This is a genomic window from Kurthia populi, from assembly GCF_042686175.1.
Taxonomy (GTDB): domain Bacteria; phylum Bacillota; class Bacilli; order Bacillales_A; family Planococcaceae; genus Kurthia; species Kurthia populi.
In genome coordinates this window covers 30,287-47,748 of the sequence record NZ_JBHUOR010000137.1, presented here as the reverse complement: position 1 = coordinate 47,748, position 17,462 = coordinate 30,287, and the positions used below count along the sequence as shown (strand labels likewise).

General features: G+C 40.2%; 14 protein-coding genes and 1 other annotated feature. Of the genes, 11 read left to right on the top strand and 3 right to left on the bottom strand.

Going from position 1 to position 17,462, the window contains the following annotated elements; all coding sequences use genetic code 11:
* The first annotated feature begins 97 nt into the window (after positions 1 to 97).
* The 9 genes from clpX to hemL all read left to right on the top strand — a co-directional run bounded on the left by clpX (position 98) and on the right by hemL (position 10,968).
* The gene (gene clpX / locus ACFSY7_RS17585; RefSeq protein WP_126991060.1) at positions 98 to 1,357 is read left to right on the top strand and encodes an ATP-dependent protease ATP-binding subunit ClpX; all 1,260 of its coding nucleotides are present in this window, start codon (positions 98 to 100) and stop codon (positions 1,355 to 1,357) included.
* A gap of 131 nt (positions 1,358 to 1,488) precedes the next feature.
* Complete coding sequence (gene lon, locus ACFSY7_RS17580) at positions 1,489 to 3,807, top strand: endopeptidase La (RefSeq protein WP_380148925.1); 2,319 nt, start codon at positions 1,489 to 1,491, stop codon at positions 3,805 to 3,807.
* Complete coding sequence (gene yihA, locus ACFSY7_RS17575) at positions 3,808 to 4,437, top strand: ribosome biogenesis GTP-binding protein YihA/YsxC (RefSeq protein ID WP_126991062.1); 630 nt, start codon at positions 3,808 to 3,810, stop codon at positions 4,435 to 4,437.
* A 296-nt stretch (positions 4,438 to 4,733) separates the two neighbouring features.
* The gene (hemA, locus tag ACFSY7_RS17570) at positions 4,734 to 6,089 is read left to right on the top strand and encodes a glutamyl-tRNA reductase (RefSeq protein WP_380148923.1); all 1,356 of its coding nucleotides are present in this window, start codon (positions 4,734 to 4,736) and stop codon (positions 6,087 to 6,089) included.
* A 94-nt stretch (positions 6,090 to 6,183) separates the two neighbouring features.
* Positions 6,184 to 7,014 (top strand): cytochrome C assembly family protein, encoded by an 831-nt coding sequence (locus tag ACFSY7_RS17565; protein ID WP_139992522.1) that lies wholly within the window; start codon positions 6,184 to 6,186, stop codon positions 7,012 to 7,014.
* Between the two features lie 16 nt (positions 7,015 to 7,030).
* The gene (gene hemC, locus ACFSY7_RS17560; RefSeq protein ID WP_126991065.1) at positions 7,031 to 7,966 is read left to right on the top strand and encodes a hydroxymethylbilane synthase; all 936 of its coding nucleotides are present in this window, start codon (positions 7,031 to 7,033) and stop codon (positions 7,964 to 7,966) included.
* Complete coding sequence (locus tag ACFSY7_RS17555) at positions 7,953 to 8,687, top strand: uroporphyrinogen-III synthase (protein WP_126991066.1); 735 nt, start codon at positions 7,953 to 7,955, stop codon at positions 8,685 to 8,687. Before hemC ends, ACFSY7_RS17555 begins: the two co-directional genes overlap by 14 nt.
* 2 nt (positions 8,688 to 8,689) lie before the next feature.
* Positions 8,690 to 9,673 (top strand): porphobilinogen synthase, encoded by a 984-nt coding sequence (gene hemB / locus ACFSY7_RS17550; protein ID WP_380148920.1) that lies wholly within the window; start codon positions 8,690 to 8,692, stop codon positions 9,671 to 9,673.
* Between the two features lie 2 nt (positions 9,674 to 9,675).
* The gene (hemL, locus tag ACFSY7_RS17545; RefSeq protein ID WP_380148918.1) at positions 9,676 to 10,968 is read left to right on the top strand and encodes a glutamate-1-semialdehyde 2,1-aminomutase; all 1,293 of its coding nucleotides are present in this window, start codon (positions 9,676 to 9,678) and stop codon (positions 10,966 to 10,968) included.
* A gap of 47 nt (positions 10,969 to 11,015) precedes the next feature.
* Here hemL and ACFSY7_RS17540 read toward each other — a convergent pair whose 3' ends face one another.
* Positions 11,016 to 11,408 carry a VOC family protein gene (locus ACFSY7_RS17540; RefSeq protein ID WP_126991069.1) on the bottom strand — a complete coding sequence of 131 codons (393 nt, stop codon included), beginning with the start codon at positions 11,406 to 11,408 and terminating at the stop codon, positions 11,016 to 11,018.
* Positions 11,409 to 11,487: 79 nt separating this feature from the next.
* Positions 11,488 to 11,700: a binding site (T-box leader), on the top strand.
* A 50-nt stretch (positions 11,701 to 11,750) separates the two neighbouring features.
* Here ACFSY7_RS17540 and ACFSY7_RS17535 point away from each other — a divergent pair.
* Positions 11,751 to 14,402: a valine--tRNA ligase gene (locus tag ACFSY7_RS17535; RefSeq protein ID WP_380148915.1), complete on the top strand. Its 2,652-nt coding sequence runs from the start codon at positions 11,751 to 11,753 to the stop codon at positions 14,400 to 14,402.
* A gap of 40 nt (positions 14,403 to 14,442) precedes the next feature.
* On the opposite strand, the gene ACFSY7_RS17530 is transcribed toward ACFSY7_RS17535, so the two are convergent.
* Positions 14,443 to 15,234 carry an ATP-grasp domain-containing protein gene (locus tag ACFSY7_RS17530; RefSeq protein ID WP_380148913.1) on the bottom strand — a complete coding sequence of 264 codons (792 nt, stop codon included), beginning with the start codon at positions 15,232 to 15,234 and terminating at the stop codon, positions 14,443 to 14,445.
* The gene (locus tag ACFSY7_RS17525) at positions 15,209 to 16,108 is read right to left on the bottom strand and encodes an ATP-grasp domain-containing protein (RefSeq protein ID WP_233600587.1); all 900 of its coding nucleotides are present in this window, start codon (positions 16,106 to 16,108) and stop codon (positions 15,209 to 15,211) included. Before ACFSY7_RS17525 ends, ACFSY7_RS17530 begins: the two co-directional genes overlap by 26 nt.
* Before the next feature lie 80 nt (positions 16,109 to 16,188).
* Between ACFSY7_RS17525 and ACFSY7_RS17520 the strand changes: the two genes are divergently transcribed.
* Positions 16,189 to 17,445, top strand: coding sequence for a bifunctional folylpolyglutamate synthase/dihydrofolate synthase (locus ACFSY7_RS17520; protein WP_380148912.1), 1,257 nt, complete (start codon positions 16,189 to 16,191; stop codon positions 17,443 to 17,445).
* Positions 17,446 to 17,462: the final 17 nt, after the last annotated feature.

Below are 17,462 nucleotides of genomic sequence, written 5' to 3'. Positions count from 1 at the left end.
TTTTGTCATACATAGACGTATAAAGAGGAGTCATGGGCATTATAGTTGCTAAAACAGTAACTATCTTGTAACATTGGCTTGAATAGGGGTGAAATAATTGTTCAAATTTAATGATGAAACAGGCAATTTAAAATGTTCTTTCTGTGGGAAACCGCAAGAACAAGTGCGCAAGCTTGTGGCAGGTCCTGGTGTTTACATTTGTGATGAATGTATCGATCTTTGCTCTGAAATCGTAGTAGAAGAACTAGGCACAGAAGAAGAAGTAGAAATCAAAGATGTTCCAAAACCACAAGAAATTCGTACCATTTTGGATGATTATGTCATCGGTCAAGATCGTGCGAAAAAAGCCCTTTCTGTAGCAGTATATAACCACTACAAACGTGTTAATTCAAATAGTAAAATTGATGATGTCGAATTGGCAAAATCAAACATCGTTTTAATCGGACCAACAGGTAGCGGTAAAACGTTATTAGCACAAACATTGGCTCGCATTATTGATGTACCGTTCGCTATCGCAGACGCCACTTCATTAACTGAAGCTGGGTATGTTGGTGAAGACGTAGAAAATATTTTATTAAAATTAATTCAATCAGCTGATTATGATATTGAACGTGCACAAAAAGGGATTATCTATATTGATGAAATCGATAAAGTCGCACGTAAGTCTGAGAACCCATCCATTACACGTGATGTTTCTGGTGAAGGTGTACAACAAGCACTTCTAAAAATCTTAGAAGGTACAACAGCAAGCGTTCCACCACAAGGCGGCCGTAAGCATCCACATCAAGAATTTTTACAAATTGATACGACGAATATTTTATTCATCGTTGGTGGTGCATTTGATGGTATTGAACAAATCATCAAACGCCGCTTAGGTTCAAAAGTAATTGGCTTTGGTTCTGAACAGAAAAAAGTAGATGACGATAAGTTCATGCAATACTTGATTCCAGAAGACTTATTAAAATTCGGTTTAATTCCTGAATTTATTGGTCGTCTACCAGTATTGGCTAGTCTTGAACAACTTGACGAGGCAGCGCTTGTTCAAATTTTAACAGAGCCTAAAAACTCGCTAACGAAGCAATATGTCAAAATGCTTGAGTTAGATGGTGTTGAGCTTGTATTTGAAAAAGAAGCGTTATTTGAAATCGCCAAAGAAGCAATCGAACGTAAAACAGGTGCTCGTGGTCTTCGTTCAATTATTGAAGATACGATGCTTGATGTCATGTTCGAATTACCTTCTCGTGAAGATGTTGTAAAATGCATTATCACAAAAGAAACACTACAAGATAAAGCACGTCCGAAACTTATTTTAGAAGACGGAACTGAAGTTCAAGACGATGAAAAAACATCGGCATAAACTTTAACAGCTTTTGCTGGCTTCGATTGTCTCAATGAACGGTCGCAGCCAGCTTTTTTTCTGTTTATATAACAAAAATGCAGTTCGATTTGCGGGTAAATTGAATATGCAATGATGGAGGTGGGCCCCGCATGGTAGTTACACAACATATCCCAATGATTCCGCTACGTGGTCTCGTTGTATTCCCAAAAATGTCTTTACATATTGATGTAGGTCGTGAACGTTCGATGGCTGCTGTTGATGATGCAATGAAAGCAGATCAACTTGTTTTTTTAGTAACGCAAAAGCAAGCAGCTACTGAAAACCCAACACGCGAAGATTTTTACGCGATGGGCGTTGTTGCATACGTGAAGCAACTCGTAAAATTGCCCAATGATTCAATGCGTTTAATCGTTGAGGCAAAGTACCGTGCTTCTGTCACAGAAATGATTGAAGAGAATAGCGCAACTTTTGTAAATGTCGAAGCTTTTGAAGATGACGCACAAGTAGATGTATTAGTCGAATCTTTTATGCGTCTTGTAACCGATCAATTTTCTCGTTATGTGAAAATGAACGGTCGTATGTCTCCAGATTTAATCGATCATGCACAAGAGATTGATGAGCCGGGCCATTTAGCCGATTACATCGCGACACAATTACCATTGAAAATGAAGGCGAAACAAGAGATTTTACGTATTGCAGATGTGCGTGAACGCTTAGAGACGTTAATGAATCGTTTGCAAAATGAGCAAGAAATTTTAGTTGTTGAAAAACGGATTAATAGTACGGTGAAGCGCGCGATGGAAAAAACACAAAAAGAGTTTTATCTACGTGAGCAAATGAAGGCAATTCAAAAAGAACTTGGCGATAAAGACGGCAAACAAAAAGATAGTGAAGCATTACGCGAAAAAATTCTTAATGCGGGTATGCCAGACGAAACTTTGAAAGTGGTTTTAAAGGAACTAGCACGCTATGAGGCGGTTCCTGTCCAAGCTGCAGAGAGCAGTGTTATCCGAAATTATTTAGATTGGATGGTTGCAATTCCGTGGTCAAAAGCAACGAAAGACCGCCACAACCTGAAAAAAGCGGAGCAAATTTTGAATAAAGATCATGAAGGTCTTGAAAAAGTAAAAGAGCGTATTTTAGAATTCTTAGCGGTACAGCAATTAAAAGGCTCCTTAAAAGGCCCGATTCTATGCTTAGTTGGTCCACCCGGTGTTGGTAAAACATCACTAGCACAATCAATTGCAAAATCATTAAATCGTGAATTTGTCCGCATGTCACTAGGTGGTGTACGTGATGAATCTGAAATTCGTGGTCATCGCCGTACGTATGTAGGCGCGATGCCGGGACGTATTATTCAAGGTATGAAAAAAGCTGGCACAACAAATCCTGTCTTCTTATTAGATGAAATTGATAAAATGGCGAATGACTTCCGCGGCGATCCTGCGGCGGCAATGCTTGAAGTATTAGATCCCGAGCAAAATGGTACATTTAGTGATCACTTCATTGAAGAACCATACAATTTATCAAATGTGTTATTCGTTGCGACAGCAAATGATTTAGGTGGCATTCCTGGTCCTTTACGTGACCGTATGGAAATCATTCAAATTGCTGGCTATACGGAGCTTGAAAAATTGGCGATTGCGAAAAATCATTTAACACCTCGTCAAATCGAGGACCATGGTTTAACAAAATCACAAGTCCAAGTAAAAGAAGATGTGTTAAAAGATTTAATTCGTTATTATACACGCGAGGCAGGTGTAAGGGGCTTGAACCGCGTCATTGCAACGCTTTGTCGTAAGGCAGCAGGTACCATTGTGCGCGGCGATAAGAAAAAAGTCGTCTTTACAGCGAAAACATTAGAGGATATACTCGGAAAGCACCGTTTCCATTACGGACAAGCGAACGAAGAAAACCTTGTTGGTGTTGCAACAGGTCTTGCGTATACAACAGCTGGTGGCGATACGCTTCAAATTGAAGTGTCGATTTCACCAGGAGCAGGGAAAATTCAGTTAACAGGGAAACTTGGCGACGTTATGAAAGAGTCTGCACAAACGGCGTTATCGTATGTGCGTTCACAACAAGAAAAGTATGATATTGCCGACGATTTCTTTGCGAAGCATGATGTGCATATTCACGTTCCAGAAGGTGCCGTACCAAAAGATGGTCCATCTGCTGGGGTGACGATGGTAACAGCATTAACATCTGCTATCACAAACACACCGATTCGTAAGGAAGTTGGTATGACCGGGGAAGTAACACTTCGCGGTCGCGTGCTACCAATTGGTGGCTTAAAGGAAAAATCGTTAAGTGCACACCGCGCTGGTTTAACAACGATTATTATTCCAAAACAAAACGAACGCGATTTAGACGATATTCCACAAAGCGTGCGTGATGAATTAACATTCCACGCCGTATCGAACGTGGAGGACGTACTAGCAATCGCTTTAGACGGAGGAAACAATTAAATGAAAGTCCATAATGTAGATATGATAATGAGTGCGGTTCGACCTGAGCAGTACCCAGAGGAAGGCTACCCAGAATTTGCGCTAGCAGGACGTTCAAATGTAGGGAAATCTTCATTTATTAACCGCATGATTGGTCGTAAAGCATTGGCGCGTATTTCAGCGAAACCTGGTAAAACGCAAACGCTTAATTTCTATAAAATCGAAGAGCAATTATTTTTTGTCGATGTACCAGGATATGGCTATGCGAAAGTATCAAAAAGCGAGCGTGAAGCATGGGGTAAAATGATTGAGACGTATTTAACAGCGCGTCGTCAATTAAAAGCCGTTGTGCAAATCATTGACTTGCGCCATGAACCAACAGATGATGACTGTATGATGTATGATTTCTTAAAACATTATGAAATCCCAACAATTATCATTGCCACAAAAGCGGATAAAGTGAAAAAAGGGAAATGGGAACACAATAAAAAAGTGATCAAAGAAGTACTTGATATGGACCCACGTGACCCAATTATCTTATTCTCTTCTGAAACAGGTAAAGGGTATGACCAAGCATGGGAAGAAATTGAAAAATATCTAGGTGAAGATTTAGAAGATGTTGATTTAGATACAACAAATATGAAAAAGTAACAAAGAGCAGGGGTATCCAATAAGGATGCATCCTGCTTTTTTGTTGTCAAATGTTTTTTGAAAGTGGAATTGGGAAGTGAAGGGAAGAGAGGTATAATTGTGACGGCTTCGTGAAGTTCCCTTCATTTCAAGACAATAAGGTTGAAATTTTAGGTGATAACGAGTATATTCTTAATTAGAATAATTATAATTAAACAATAGAACAATGCACATAGGACATAAAAAAAGAAGCAGTTTCTCAAGATGGACTATGCTATAATAGAGAAGTTAATTTGAACGTGAGAGGTGTATTATTCATGCATACCCTAGTAGTAGGCTTGAACTATAAAACAGCTCCCGTCGAAATCCGTGAAAAATTTTCGTTTGCTGATGGTACGTTAGCGGATGCGATGAGAGCATTACAAGGACAAAAAAGCATTTTAGAAAACGTAATCGTATCGACATGCAATCGCACAGAAATCTATGCAGTTGTCGACCAAGTACATACAGGTCGCCATTTTGTGAAGCAATTTTTAGCTACGTGGTTCCGTATGCCAGTGGAAAGCTTCGAACCACATTTATATATTCGCGAAGACGATGCATCGCTAAATCATTTATTTAAAGTGACAGCGGGAATTGATTCGATGGTACTTGGCGAAACACAAATTTTAGGCCAAGTAAAAAGCAGCTTTTTAGAAGCGCAACAAATTGGTACAACAGGTACGATTTTTAATCATGTCTTCAAACAGAGCGTGACATTTGCGAAGAAAGCGCATGACGAAACAAGCATTGGTGAAAATGCTGTGTCTGTATCGTATGCAGCAGTAGAGCTTGCAAAAAAAATCTTCGGTTCATTAAAGAAAAAACATATCGCGATTTTAGGCGCTGGTAAAATGGGCGAGCTTGCGATGGAAAACTTATATGGCAGTGGTGTCGGTCAAGTAACGGTTATTAACCGTACATTTGAAAAAGCAGAATCACTTGCAGCAAAGTTCCATGGTGAAGCGAAATCGATGCAGGAATTACAATGTACGCTATTAGATGCGGATATTTTAATTACTTCAACAGGTGCTACGAGCTATGTTATTGACCGTGAGTTAATGGAATTTGTGGATAGTATGCGTAAAGGTAAACCGCTATTTATGGTAGATATCGCCGTACCACGTGATATCGATCCAACTGTAGGCGAGCTTGAAAATATTTTCTTATACGACATTGATGATTTACATGGTATCGTAGAGGCGAACTTAGCAGAGCGTGAACGTGCAGCTATGCAAATTACAAACATGATTGATGGCGAGCTAGATGAAATTAATGAATGGGTTGGTCAACTTGGTGTTGTACCAGTCATTTCAGCATTGCGTGCAAAGGCGAATATCATTCAACAAGAAACGATGAAGAGCATTGAAAATAAAATGCCTGATTTAACAGATCGCGAGCGTAAAGTATTGAGCAAACATACAAAATCAATCGTCAATCAGTTGTTGAAAGAACCAATTCTTCAAGCAAAAGAGCTTGCAGGTGAAGCAAATGCAAAAGAGCAATTGGCATTATTCGAGCGTATTTTTGGGATTGAAGAGGCTGTCGAACTAGAAAAAGAAAAGCATCAATTAGCGGAAAAAGAACGCTGTGTTAAAGCGACAATTGACCAAACAAATTTACTATTTAATTAAATCTTTTTGCGAGCGTTTTCGTATCTATATGTTAAACTTGTAGATATGAGGGCGCTTTTTTGTGCAATTTAGTTAAGTAGCAGAAGGAGATCTTATGACGGATATGACGATGACAAGGCTACATGAAATAATGGTCATCATCTATGCCATTAGCCTTGTCTTTTATTTCATTGATTATTGGAAAAAGAACAGGCGGTTATACCGTTATGCCTTTTGGGGTGTCTCAATTGTGTGGTTGCTGCAAACTGCTTTTTTAGCGCTTTATATTTGGGAAACACATCGCTTCCCCGTACTGACGTTATTTGAGGGCATTTATTTTTATGCTTGGTTGCTTGTAGCTATCTCCATTGCGATGCATTGTATATTTAAATTAGATTTACCGGTTATTTTAATTAATGTCGTTGGTTTTTGCTTTATGGTTGTGCATACATTTGCACCAAACGAACTTGCACCGTCACCTGTAAGTGACACACTTGTGTCAGAACTACTTGTGATTCATATTATGTTTGCGATTATGTCATATGGTGCTTTTACAATTGGTTTTGTTTTTGCGATGTTGTATATTGTTTTGCATAATGTATTAAAAAGTAAAAAATGGCCAAAACAATTTTCACGCTTACCATCGTTAGCGCAGGCAGAGAGCGGTATGAGCTACACGATTTATTGTGGCATTCCATTGCTTGGCATCAGTCTGATTTTAGGGATGATGTGGGCATATATTGCATTACCAGATTTGAAGTTCTGGGATATTAAAATTCTAGGCTCTTTCATTTCATTATTTATGTATTCGATTATTATTTATAGAAACCAAAAAGGAAAGCTATATGCGACGAAATATGCGTGGGCAAATGTGTATGCGTTTTTATTTATACTCATCAATTTCTTCCTGGGCAGTCGTTTTTCAGCATTCCATTTTTGGTATTAAGAGAGGTTGAATTATTTTGCGTAAAATTATCGTAGGTTCAAGAAGAAGTAAATTAGCATTAACTCAAACAAATTGGTTTATCGAGCAATTGAAACAAGCAGGTGTGCCATTTGAATTTGAAGTGAAAGAAATTGTCACAAAAGGGGATCGCATTTTAGATGTGCAATTATCTAAAGTAGGCGGCAAAGGCTTATTCGTAAAAGAAATCGAACAAGCTTTATACGACAAAGAAATTGACTTTGCTGTACACAGCATGAAAGATATGCCGGCTGTATTGCCAGAAGGCTTAGTCATTGGTTGTATTCCAAAACGTGAAGATCCACGCGATGCATTTATTTCTGTCGGTCACGTAAAATTCGCAGACTTACCACAAGGAGCGGTAGTCGGAACGTCAAGCTTACGTCGTAGTTCACAGCTTTTAAAAGCACGTCCTGACTTAAAGATTAAATGGATTCGTGGGAATGTTGATACTCGTTTACAAAAGCTTGAAACAGAAGAGTACGATGCGATTATTTTAGCGGCCTCTGGTTTAAACCGTCTAGGCTGGTCAAATGATGTTGTTACAGAATATTTAGAGCCAGAAATTTGTCTTCCAGCAGTCGCACAGGGCTCACTTGGTATTGAGTGCCGTGGGGATGATACGGAATTATTACAAGAGCTTGCGAAATTAACCGACAAAGCAACATGGGAAACAGCACACGCTGAACGCGCCTTCCTTGCAGCAATGGATGGCGGCTGCCAAGTGCCAATCGCTGGCTATGCAACGTATGAAAATGAAGAGATTCATTTTACAGGTCTTGTAGCGGCACCGGATGCTTCTGAGTTTTACGAGGATTCTGCGACATCTAAAAATGCAGAAGAAGCAGGAAAAGCAGTAGCGAAAATTTTAACAGAGCAAGGTGCTTACGAGTTAATTGAACGCGTAAAGGCTGAGCAAAATGAACAACACTAATCCTCTTGCTGGCGACACGCTTGTACTCACGGGGACAAGTGTGACAAAAGCGATTGCTGAGTATATTCAAAAACTCGGTGGTCAAGCAGTACATCTACCGCTCATTGAAGTTGTAGAGCGTACGGCAGAGGATCATGAAAAATTTATTGCAAGTATGGATGCAGAGTGGCTTATTTTTACGAGTCAGTCTGCTGTCCGTTTTTTTAAGCAAAAATTGATTCGTTACGGCTATACAGCAGCACATTGGCACGGCAAGGTAGCTGTTGTCGGAGAAAAGACAGCAGCAGCTCTTAGCGCAATCGGTTTTACAATTGATTTTATGCCAAGCATTTATAGCGCAGATGTTTTCATTAAGGAATTTCAGCCAGCAATTGTGGAGAAATGTGTGTTTTTCCGTGGTAATTTAGCGAAATCTACAATCCCCGATGGTCTCAACTGTGATGTAGAGTGCTATACTGTGTATGACACAGTTCAGACTGCTCGGCATATGCCAGCACTTAATGAACTGTTAACGGAGCGAGTCACGATTATTTTTGCCAGTCCATCTGCGGTCGAGGTGTTTGAAGCACATAAAGCATCAAAACCTTATCATGTCGCAGCAATTGGACATATTACAAAAACGGCACTCGAAAATGCGGGAGAAATGAATATTATCATGCCTCATACGTATACGATGCGCGCCGTAATTGATGAACTCGTCAAACAGAAAGGAACGAATTAAACATGACACAATTAACATTCAAACGCCACCGTCGCTTACGTCAAACAGCCGTACTGCGCAAAATGGTTCAAGAAACACATTTACACAAGGAAGATTTCATTTACCCAATCTTTGTTCAAGATGGTGAAAACATTAAAAATGAAGTGTCTTCAATGCCAGGTGTGTTCCAATTTTCAATTGACCGCTTAGGTGAAGAAATGGATGAAGTTGTTGCGCTAGGCATTCCAGCTGTTATTTTATTCGGTTTACCGGCTGAAAAAGATGAAACAGGCTCACAAGCTTATCACGATCATGGCATCGTTCAAGAAGCGACACGCTTTATTAAAAAGAATTATCCAAACGTTTTAGTTATAGCAGATACATGCTTATGTGAATTCACCTCTCATGGTCACTGCGGCGTTGTATCGGCTGATGAAAAAATATTAAATGACCCATCTCTTGATTTATTAGCAAAAACAGCGGTATCTCAAGCAGAAGCGGGCGCAGACATTATCGCGCCATCAAATATGATGGACGGCTTTGTTGCAGCAATCCGCGAAGGCTTAGATGCAGCAGGCTTTGAAGATGTGCCAATCATGTCCTATGCAGTAAAATACGCTTCAGCTTACTATGGACCATTCCGCGATGCAGCAGACGGCGCACCACAGTTTGGTGACCGTAAAACGTATCAAATGGACCCAGCAAATCGTATGGAAGCAATGCGTGAAGCAACATCTGATATTGAAGAGGGTGCAGACTTCTTAATCGTTAAACCCGCATTAGCTTATTTAGATATCGTACGCGATATGCGTAATAATTATGATGTACCTGTTGTTGCGTACAATGTATCTGGTGAGTATGCGATGGTTAAAGCAGCTGCGCTAAATGGATGGATTGATGAAAAACAAGTAGTACTTGAAACATTATTAGGAATGAAACGCGCAGGCGCTGATTTAATTATTACGTATCATGCAAAAGATGCGATTCGTTTTATGGAGGGTAAATAAACATGACTCGTTCGTTCGATAAATCAAAAGCTATTTATGAAGAAGCCGTTAATTTAATGCCAGGTGGCGTTAACTCACCTGTCCGTGCTTTTAAAGCTGTAAACCAAGCACCAATCGTTATGGACCATGGTAAAGGCGCTATCATCACAGACGTTGATGGCAATGACTATATCGACTATGTATTATCATGGGGCCCGCTTATTTTAGGCCACGCAGAACCAAATGTTATTAAAGCTATTCAAGACGTTGCGTTGCAAGGTACAAGCTTTGGTGCATCAACTGCTGTTGAAAATGAATTAGCAAAAAAAGTAATCAAACGTGTACCATCTGTTGAAATGGTGCGTATGGTGAACTCTGGTACAGAGGCAACCTTATCAGCGATTCGTCTAGCGCGTGGTTTCACAGGTCGCGATAAAATCTTGAAATTTGAAGGTTCTTACCACGGTCACAGTGATTCATTATTAATTAAAGCAGGCTCAGGTGTTGCGACACTTGGCTTACCAGATAGCCCTGGGGTACCAATGGGAATTGCTCAAAATACATTAACGGTGCCATATAATGATTTAGAATCGGTTAAATTAGTATTCGAACATTACGGTGAAGACATCGCAGCGATTATCGTTGAACCTGTAGCAGGGAATATGGGCTGTGTGCCACCACTACCTGGTTTTTTAGAAGGTTTACGTGATATTACAACGAAAGCGGGCACATTATTAATCTTTGATGAAGTAATGACAGGCTTCCGTGTAGGCTTTAACTCAGCGCAAGGTTACTACGGTGTGACACCAGACCTTACTTGTTTAGGCAAAGTAATCGGTGGTGGTCTACCAGTTGGTGCGTTCGGTGGCCGTCGTGACATTATGGAGCAAATTGCGCCAGCAGGTCCAGTTTACCAAGCAGGTACTTTGTCAGGGAATCCATTAGCGATGACAGCTGGTTTAGAAACAATTAATCACCTAACACCTGAATCCTATGCTTACTTTGAAAAATTAGGCGACCGTTTAGAGCAAGGTTTCCGTGAAGCGGCAGAAACATACAATATTCCGCACACTGTAAACCGCGCAGGCTCAATGATTGGTTACTTCTTAACAAATGAACAAGTTATTAACTTTGATACAGCAAAAACAGCGGATCTTGATTTATTCGCTGAATACTACGGCTTAATGGCACAAGAAGGCGTATTCCTTCCACCATCACAATTTGAAGGGGTTTTCATGTCAACAGCTCATACAGAAGCGCATATTGACCAAACGGTTGCTGCATTCCAAAAAGTATTTAAACAATTACGTCGCTAAGACGAAAAAAGAGGACTTCGTACAATTTGTACGGAGTCCTCTTTTATTTAAAATGAATCACGTAATTCAATAATTGTTCCTTCTGGGGCAACAACTTTTGCTAGATGGCTACCTTCAACGTCATAGAGTACTTGACCGTTCTTTTTCGCAAATGGTAGTCCGAGCACTTGTAAGCGAGCCACTTCTTTTTGTAAGTCTTCGATATAGAGACAGAAGTGCACAGGTCCGGCAGAATGCTTCGAAAAATCACGAAGTAACTCACCTTGCTTTGCTGTTTGTAGCTCGATATAAAAGTGGTCCATCTTCAACCAGCTATTATAATCGCGCGAATGAAAGCCCTGCGATTCCTTGGCAAGCGTGAAGCCGAGTGTCTCATAGAAATTTTTCGATGCTGCATAATCATTTGTCTGAATACAAATATGATGAATAAATCGTTTCATGCTTATCACCTCTTGATTCCAACATAACAGAAATACTTGAAAAAGGGAAATAAATTAGATACAATGAGTTGAAGCTAAATACAATGCGATGAAGGGGAGGATTAGAGCACTCCTACTTGTTTAGAGAGGGAACGGTTGGTGAAAGTTCCTCGAGTAGATGCTTGAAGGTAGCCCCAGAGCAGTTTTTGTGAACTAATAGTAGCAAGAACCGGTGCCGACCCGTTATGTCGAATGAAGCTGCTAGCAAGTTGCTAGAAGTAAGGTGGTACCGCGAAGTTCTCTCGTCCTTATGTTAAGGATTGATGGGGATTTTTTTTATGCACAAAATTAGGAGGCGTACTCATGACAGAACAACAAAACATTTCAATGCCAACGAAATACGACCCAAAAGCTATCGAAGACGGTCGTTATGAATGGTGGCTACAAAAAGATTGTTTTAAAGCACAACCAGAAAGTGGTAAAGAGCCTTATTCAATCGTCATTCCACCACCAAACGTAACTGGTAAATTACACTTAGGTCACGCTTGGGATACAACATTACAAGATATTTTAATTCGTATGAAACGTATGCAAGGTTACGATGCATTATGGTTACCAGGTATGGACCATGCTGGTATCGCAACACAAGCAAAAGTTGAAGCGAAATTACGCGAACAAGGCATTTCACGTTATGACCTTGGACGTGAAAAATTCCTAGAAAAAACATGGGAATGGAAAGAAGAATATGCGTCTACAATCCGTTCACAATGGTCTAAATTAGGCTTAGCACTTGATTACTCACGTGAACGCTTCACATTAGATGATGGGTTATCAGATGCGGTTAAAGAAGTATTCGTAAAACTTTACGAAAAAGGCTTAATCTACCGCGGCGAACGCATCATCAACTGGGACCCAGCAGCACAAACAGCATTATCTGACATCGAAGTAATTTACAAAGATGTTCAAGGTGCTTTCTACCACATGGAATATCAAATTAAAGATAGCGACGAAAAAGTTGAAATCGCGACAACTCGTCCAGAAACAATGCTTGGTGACTCAGGTATCGCTGTAAACCCTAACGACGAACGCTATGCACACTTAGTTGGTAAAACAGCTATCCTACCAATCGTAGGCCGCGAATTACCAATCGTTGCAGATGACTATGTAGATATGGAATTCGGTACAGGTGTTGTAAAAATGACACCAGCGCATGACCCGAATGACTTTGAAGTAGGTAACCGCCATGACTTAGAACGCATCATGGTTATGAATGGCGACGGTACAATGAATGAAAAAGCGGGCAAATATGCTGGTATGGATCGTTTTGAATGCCGTAAAGAAATCGTAAAAGATTTACAAGAACAAGGCGTATTAATTAAAATCGTAGACCACTTACACTCAGTAGGTCACTCAGAACGTTCTGGCGCAGTAGTTGAGCCTTATCTTTCTAAACAATGGTTCGTAAAAATGGAACCACTTGCGAAAGAAGCATTAGCGCTTCAACAAAAAGAAAATGAAAAAGTAAACTTCGTACCACAACGTTTTGAAAACACGTATACACGTTGGATGGAAAATGTTCATGACTGGTGTATTTCTCGTCAATTATGGTGGGGTCACCAAATTCCAGCTTGGTATCATAACGAAACAGGCGAATTGTATGTAGGGAAAGAAGCACCTGCAGACGAAGAAAACTGGACACGCGACCAAGACGTATTAGATACATGGTTCTCATCTGCATTATGGCCATTCTCTACAATGGGCTGGCCTGATGAGGAAGCAGATGATTTCAAACGCTACTTCCCAACAGGTGCACTTGTAACAGGTTATGACATTATTTTCTTCTGGGTTTCTCGTATGATTTTCCAATCACTTGAATTCACAGGCGAACGTCCATTTGAAGATGTGTTAATCCACGGTTTAGTACGTGATGGCGAAGGACGCAAAATGTCAAAATCACTTGGTAACGGTGTTGACCCAATGGACGTTATTGCTGAGTACGGTGCGGATTCATTACGTTTCTTCTTAGCAACTGGTTCATCTCCAGGTCAAGATTTACGTTACACAACTGAAAAAGTAGAAGCTATTTGGAACTTCTCAAATAAAATTTGGAATGCCTCTCGTTTCGCATTAATGAACATGGATGGCATGACTTATGACGAAATCGATTTAACAGGTGAAAAATCAGTAGCAGATAAATGGATTTTAACACGCTTAAATGACACAATCGAAAAAGTAACAGAGCTTGCTGATAAATACGAATTTGGTGAAGTAGGCCGTTACTTAAACAACTTCATCTGGGATGACTTCTGTTCATGGTACATCGAAATGGCGAAATTACCATTATACGGTGAAGATGAAGCAGCGAAGAAAACAACGCGTTCCGTATTAGCATACGTATTAGACAATACAATGCGTCTATTACACCCATTAATGCCATTTATCACAGAAGAAATTTGGCAACACTTACCACACGAAGGCGAAACAATCGTCAATGCAGCATGGCCAACAGTTCGTGAAGATCTTCACTTCGAAGAAGAAGCGAAAAACATGCAACTGCTAATGGACATTATCCACGCAGTACGTAACATTCGTGCGGAAGTAAATACACCAATGAGCAAACAAGTACCAATGTTCATCTCTGCTAAAACAGAAGCAGAGCTTGCTGTACTTGAAGCGAATAAATCGTATATTGAAAAATTCTGTAACCCAGAAACATTAACAGTAGGCTTAAATGTAGAGCCAGAAGGTAAAACAATGTCAGCTGTTGTTTCAGGCGCAGAGCTATTCTTACCATTAAAAGGTTTAATTAATATTGAAGATGAGGTTGCTCGTCTTGAAAAAGAATTAGACAAATGGAATAAAGAAGTAAAACGTGTTCAAGGTAAATTAAACAATGAAAAATTCGTAGCAAGTGCACCAGATGCAGTTGTGGCGAAAGAGCGCGAAAAAGAAGCTGATTACTTGGAAAAACAAGCAACGGTTCAAAAACGTATCGCTGAATTAAAAGAAATGTAAGACAAAAAAAGCGGGCACCCGTTAAAGGTGTCCGCTTTTTTTATTTTAATAAATGTTGCCATAACAGCTCAGTTAAATCTTTATCAAAGAGCTCGTAGTATGACCTTGCACCAACAGGGTCTTCCATTTCATTGAATAATAACTGATCATGCGTCACATGTAAAAAGTCGATGCCGATATAATCACTCTTAATCGCTTTTTGAATACGCTGCACGTACGTACGCTGTTCAGCTGTTAAGTCAAATTTTTCAATCGAGCCGCCAAGTGTATAGTTCGAACGAAAATCCCCTGGGGCACCGATGCGCTTTACAGCACCAATAATATCTTCGCCAATCATCCAAACACGTACATCACTAGCATTTGTTTCGATATAAGGTTCAATTAAATAGGTTGTCAGCTTTTCTTTTGCCGTTTTAAATTGTTCCAGGGTATCGCATTTAAAGACCTCGTTACCACCATGACCACCGGTTGATTTGACGATAATAGGGAAGTCATCTGCTGTCAGACGTTGCTCAAGAACACGTGGTACGGTCGGAATACCTTGTAAGATGGCTAGTTGCATCGCGCGTAGCTTATCATTTGCAATATGGTTGACCTCGCTACGATTGACGACACGACGCCCAAGCTGCTCTAATTGCTTTGCAAGCTCAGCATTTCGTGTGCGGTTCCAAATAAATAAGGCATCCTTTGTAGCTTTGATAATATCATGCTGTTCTTCAATTAGTAATGTGAGCGTTACATCATGTTGCAATCCAGTTTGTTGCAGATGTTCAATAAACGACTGATTTTTTGCTGCATCAGATTCACTATAAAGAAGATACGCCTGCTTCATGGCTAGCCTCCAGTTCATGTAAGATGTATTCAACGAAGCGGTCACCTACATTGATGCCCGTTACGTTGTAAATATTGCGGATATGACTTGCGGCATTTACTTCACAAACAATCGGTTCTTCGTGTGGACCGAATAATAAATCGACCCCAGCGAAGGCTGCACCAACGGCTTTTGCAGCACGTAATGCAAGGTCTTTTTGCGCAGTAGTTAAGACGACCGTTTCTGCGGTGCCACCGTTTGTAACATTTGCACGGAAATCCGTTTCAGAATGACGATACATTGCGGCTACGACCTCATTTCCAATCGTATTGACACGAATGTCGCGTCCTTTACTTGATGCAATAAATTCTTGGAATACGAAATCAACACCGCGCAGGCTCTCGACTTTTTCAAAAAATTGCTCGGCCGTTTCAATTAAATAAACCTTCATGCCAAATGAGCCATGACCTTCTTTAATAATCATTGGTAGACCAAGTGTATTAAGTACGCCTTCAAAATAACCACTATCACGGATTGTGAATTTAGGATACACTTTTGGCGCCACGATTGTTTTTGGCATCGGGATATGTGCCTGTGCTAATTGAATGTATTGTTTGGCTTTGTTGTCGCATGTTTCAATCACATCCGGGTCATTAAATATCGGGATACCCTGATTTTTCAAATAAGTAGCTAATAAAATGTCCTTATCTAAAAAAATAACAAAATCAGGTTTGACCTCCAGTGGCGCATGTAACGTCATCGGGATTTCATAGTTTTTATAAATAATGGGTTCGACATTGTGGTGTGTACAAGCTTCTGCCATTAAGCGAGCTTGGTCAAGAAATTTATCGGCCACAAGACTACCATTGTAAATAATCCAGCAAGTTTTTTTCACGATTAAAGCCTCCAACGAGAAATGGTATATAATAGAGTGTAGCATGAATAAATTGAATTGAATAGCAAGGGGGAGAGCTTATGATACCAGCTTTTGATAGCTATAAAGAACGTTTTAATGTAGAGAGTAGTGACGAGATTAAACCGGGGCTCGAAGCAATTGAACAGGCGATGGAGATGCTCGGTCATCCAGAACTAAGTGTGCCAGTAGTCCATGTGGCAGGGACGAATGGGAAAGGTTCAACAATTGCGATGCTAGAAGCGATTTGCCGTGCACATGATTTGAAAACGATGACGTTTACATCACCTTGCATAGAAGATGTACATGACCAAATTAAAATTAATAATGGCCCACTTGCGCCGTTTCAAATGGATGCTATTTTTAAGGAATTAAAAGCAGCAGGTGTTAGTGGATTGCTCACAGACTTTGAATTATTGACAGCAGCTGCTTTTATAGCGTGTAAAATGTACAAGCCAGATATTGCGATTATTGAAGCGGGTATGGGTGGCCGCTTTGATAGTACAAATGTGGTTCGTCCGATTGTTTCGATCATTCCAAGCATTGCGCTTGAACATACGAATTTCCTCGGGGATACGCTCGCAAAAATTGCGTACCATAAAGCCGGCATTTTGAAACCAAATGCCGTCGCAGTCATCGGTGAATTGCCACAAGAGGCTTTTAATGTTGTACAAGAAGAAGCCATTAAGCAAGAGGTGATACTGCGTGTCGATGGAGAAGATTTTGAAGCGCTGATTGGCGACACATATGTACAAGGCTTATTAGAAATAAATGATTTAACACGTAATTTAAAAGGGGCACATCAACGTCATAATATGGCATTAGCGATTACAGCCTTTATCGAAATCGCGCAAAAATTATCACGCACGATTCATGAAGACTTAGTGCGCCAAGCGATTGCGAAAGCAACCGTGGCTGGACGTTTCGAGCAATTAAGTAAAAATGTATTTTTAGACGGCGCACATAACCCAGCAAGTGCAGCGTCCCTGCGTAAAACAATTACTGATTTATATCCAAATACACCAATTCACATTGTTATGGGGATTTTAAGAGATAAAGATGTAGACGGAGTATTACGTGAGCTCGAGCAAGTATGTGATGACTTTACGTTTGTTGAAGTAGAACGTGAACAACATCGTCTAATGCCTGCTGAGCAACTTTTAGCACATAGCCAAGCAACGAATAAGCATGTATCCGGCAATGCACTCGAAGCAGTACTTGAGAAACGTAAAGAGCCAGGCATTGTCATTATGACGGGCTCACTTTATTTATTAGCACAGTGGCGACATACACTGCAAGAAGTATTTCGTGCACAGTAAATCAATATCAAAAAGAC

What these genes read in the sequence shown, in the direction of transcription:
- lon (WP_380148925.1), top strand. Translation starts at nt 1,489, where the DNA reads ATGGTAGTTACACAACATATCCCAATGATTCCGCTACGTGGTCTCGTT.
- yihA (WP_126991062.1), top strand. Translation starts at nt 3,808, where the DNA reads ATGAAAGTCCATAATGTAGATATGATAATGAGTGCGGTTCGACCTGAG.
- hemA (WP_380148923.1), top strand. Translation starts at nt 4,734, where the DNA reads ATGCATACCCTAGTAGTAGGCTTGAACTATAAAACAGCTCCCGTCGAA.
- ACFSY7_RS17565 (WP_139992522.1), top strand. Translation starts at nt 6,184, where the DNA reads ATGACGGATATGACGATGACAAGGCTACATGAAATAATGGTCATCATC.
- ACFSY7_RS17555 (WP_126991066.1), top strand. Translation starts at nt 7,953, where the DNA reads ATGAACAACACTAATCCTCTTGCTGGCGACACGCTTGTACTCACGGGG.
- hemB (WP_380148920.1), top strand. Translation starts at nt 8,690, where the DNA reads ATGACACAATTAACATTCAAACGCCACCGTCGCTTACGTCAAACAGCC.
- hemL (WP_380148918.1), top strand. Translation starts at nt 9,676, where the DNA reads ATGACTCGTTCGTTCGATAAATCAAAAGCTATTTATGAAGAAGCCGTT.
- ACFSY7_RS17540 (WP_126991069.1), bottom strand. Translation starts at nt 11,408, where the DNA reads ATGAAACGATTTATTCATCATATTTGTATTCAGACAAATGATTATGCA.
- ACFSY7_RS17535 (WP_380148915.1), top strand. Translation starts at nt 11,751, where the DNA reads ATGACAGAACAACAAAACATTTCAATGCCAACGAAATACGACCCAAAA.
- ACFSY7_RS17530 (WP_380148913.1), bottom strand. Translation starts at nt 15,234, where the DNA reads ATGAAGCAGGCGTATCTTCTTTATAGTGAATCTGATGCAGCAAAAAAT.
- ACFSY7_RS17520 (WP_380148912.1), top strand. Translation starts at nt 16,189, where the DNA reads ATGATACCAGCTTTTGATAGCTATAAAGAACGTTTTAATGTAGAGAGT.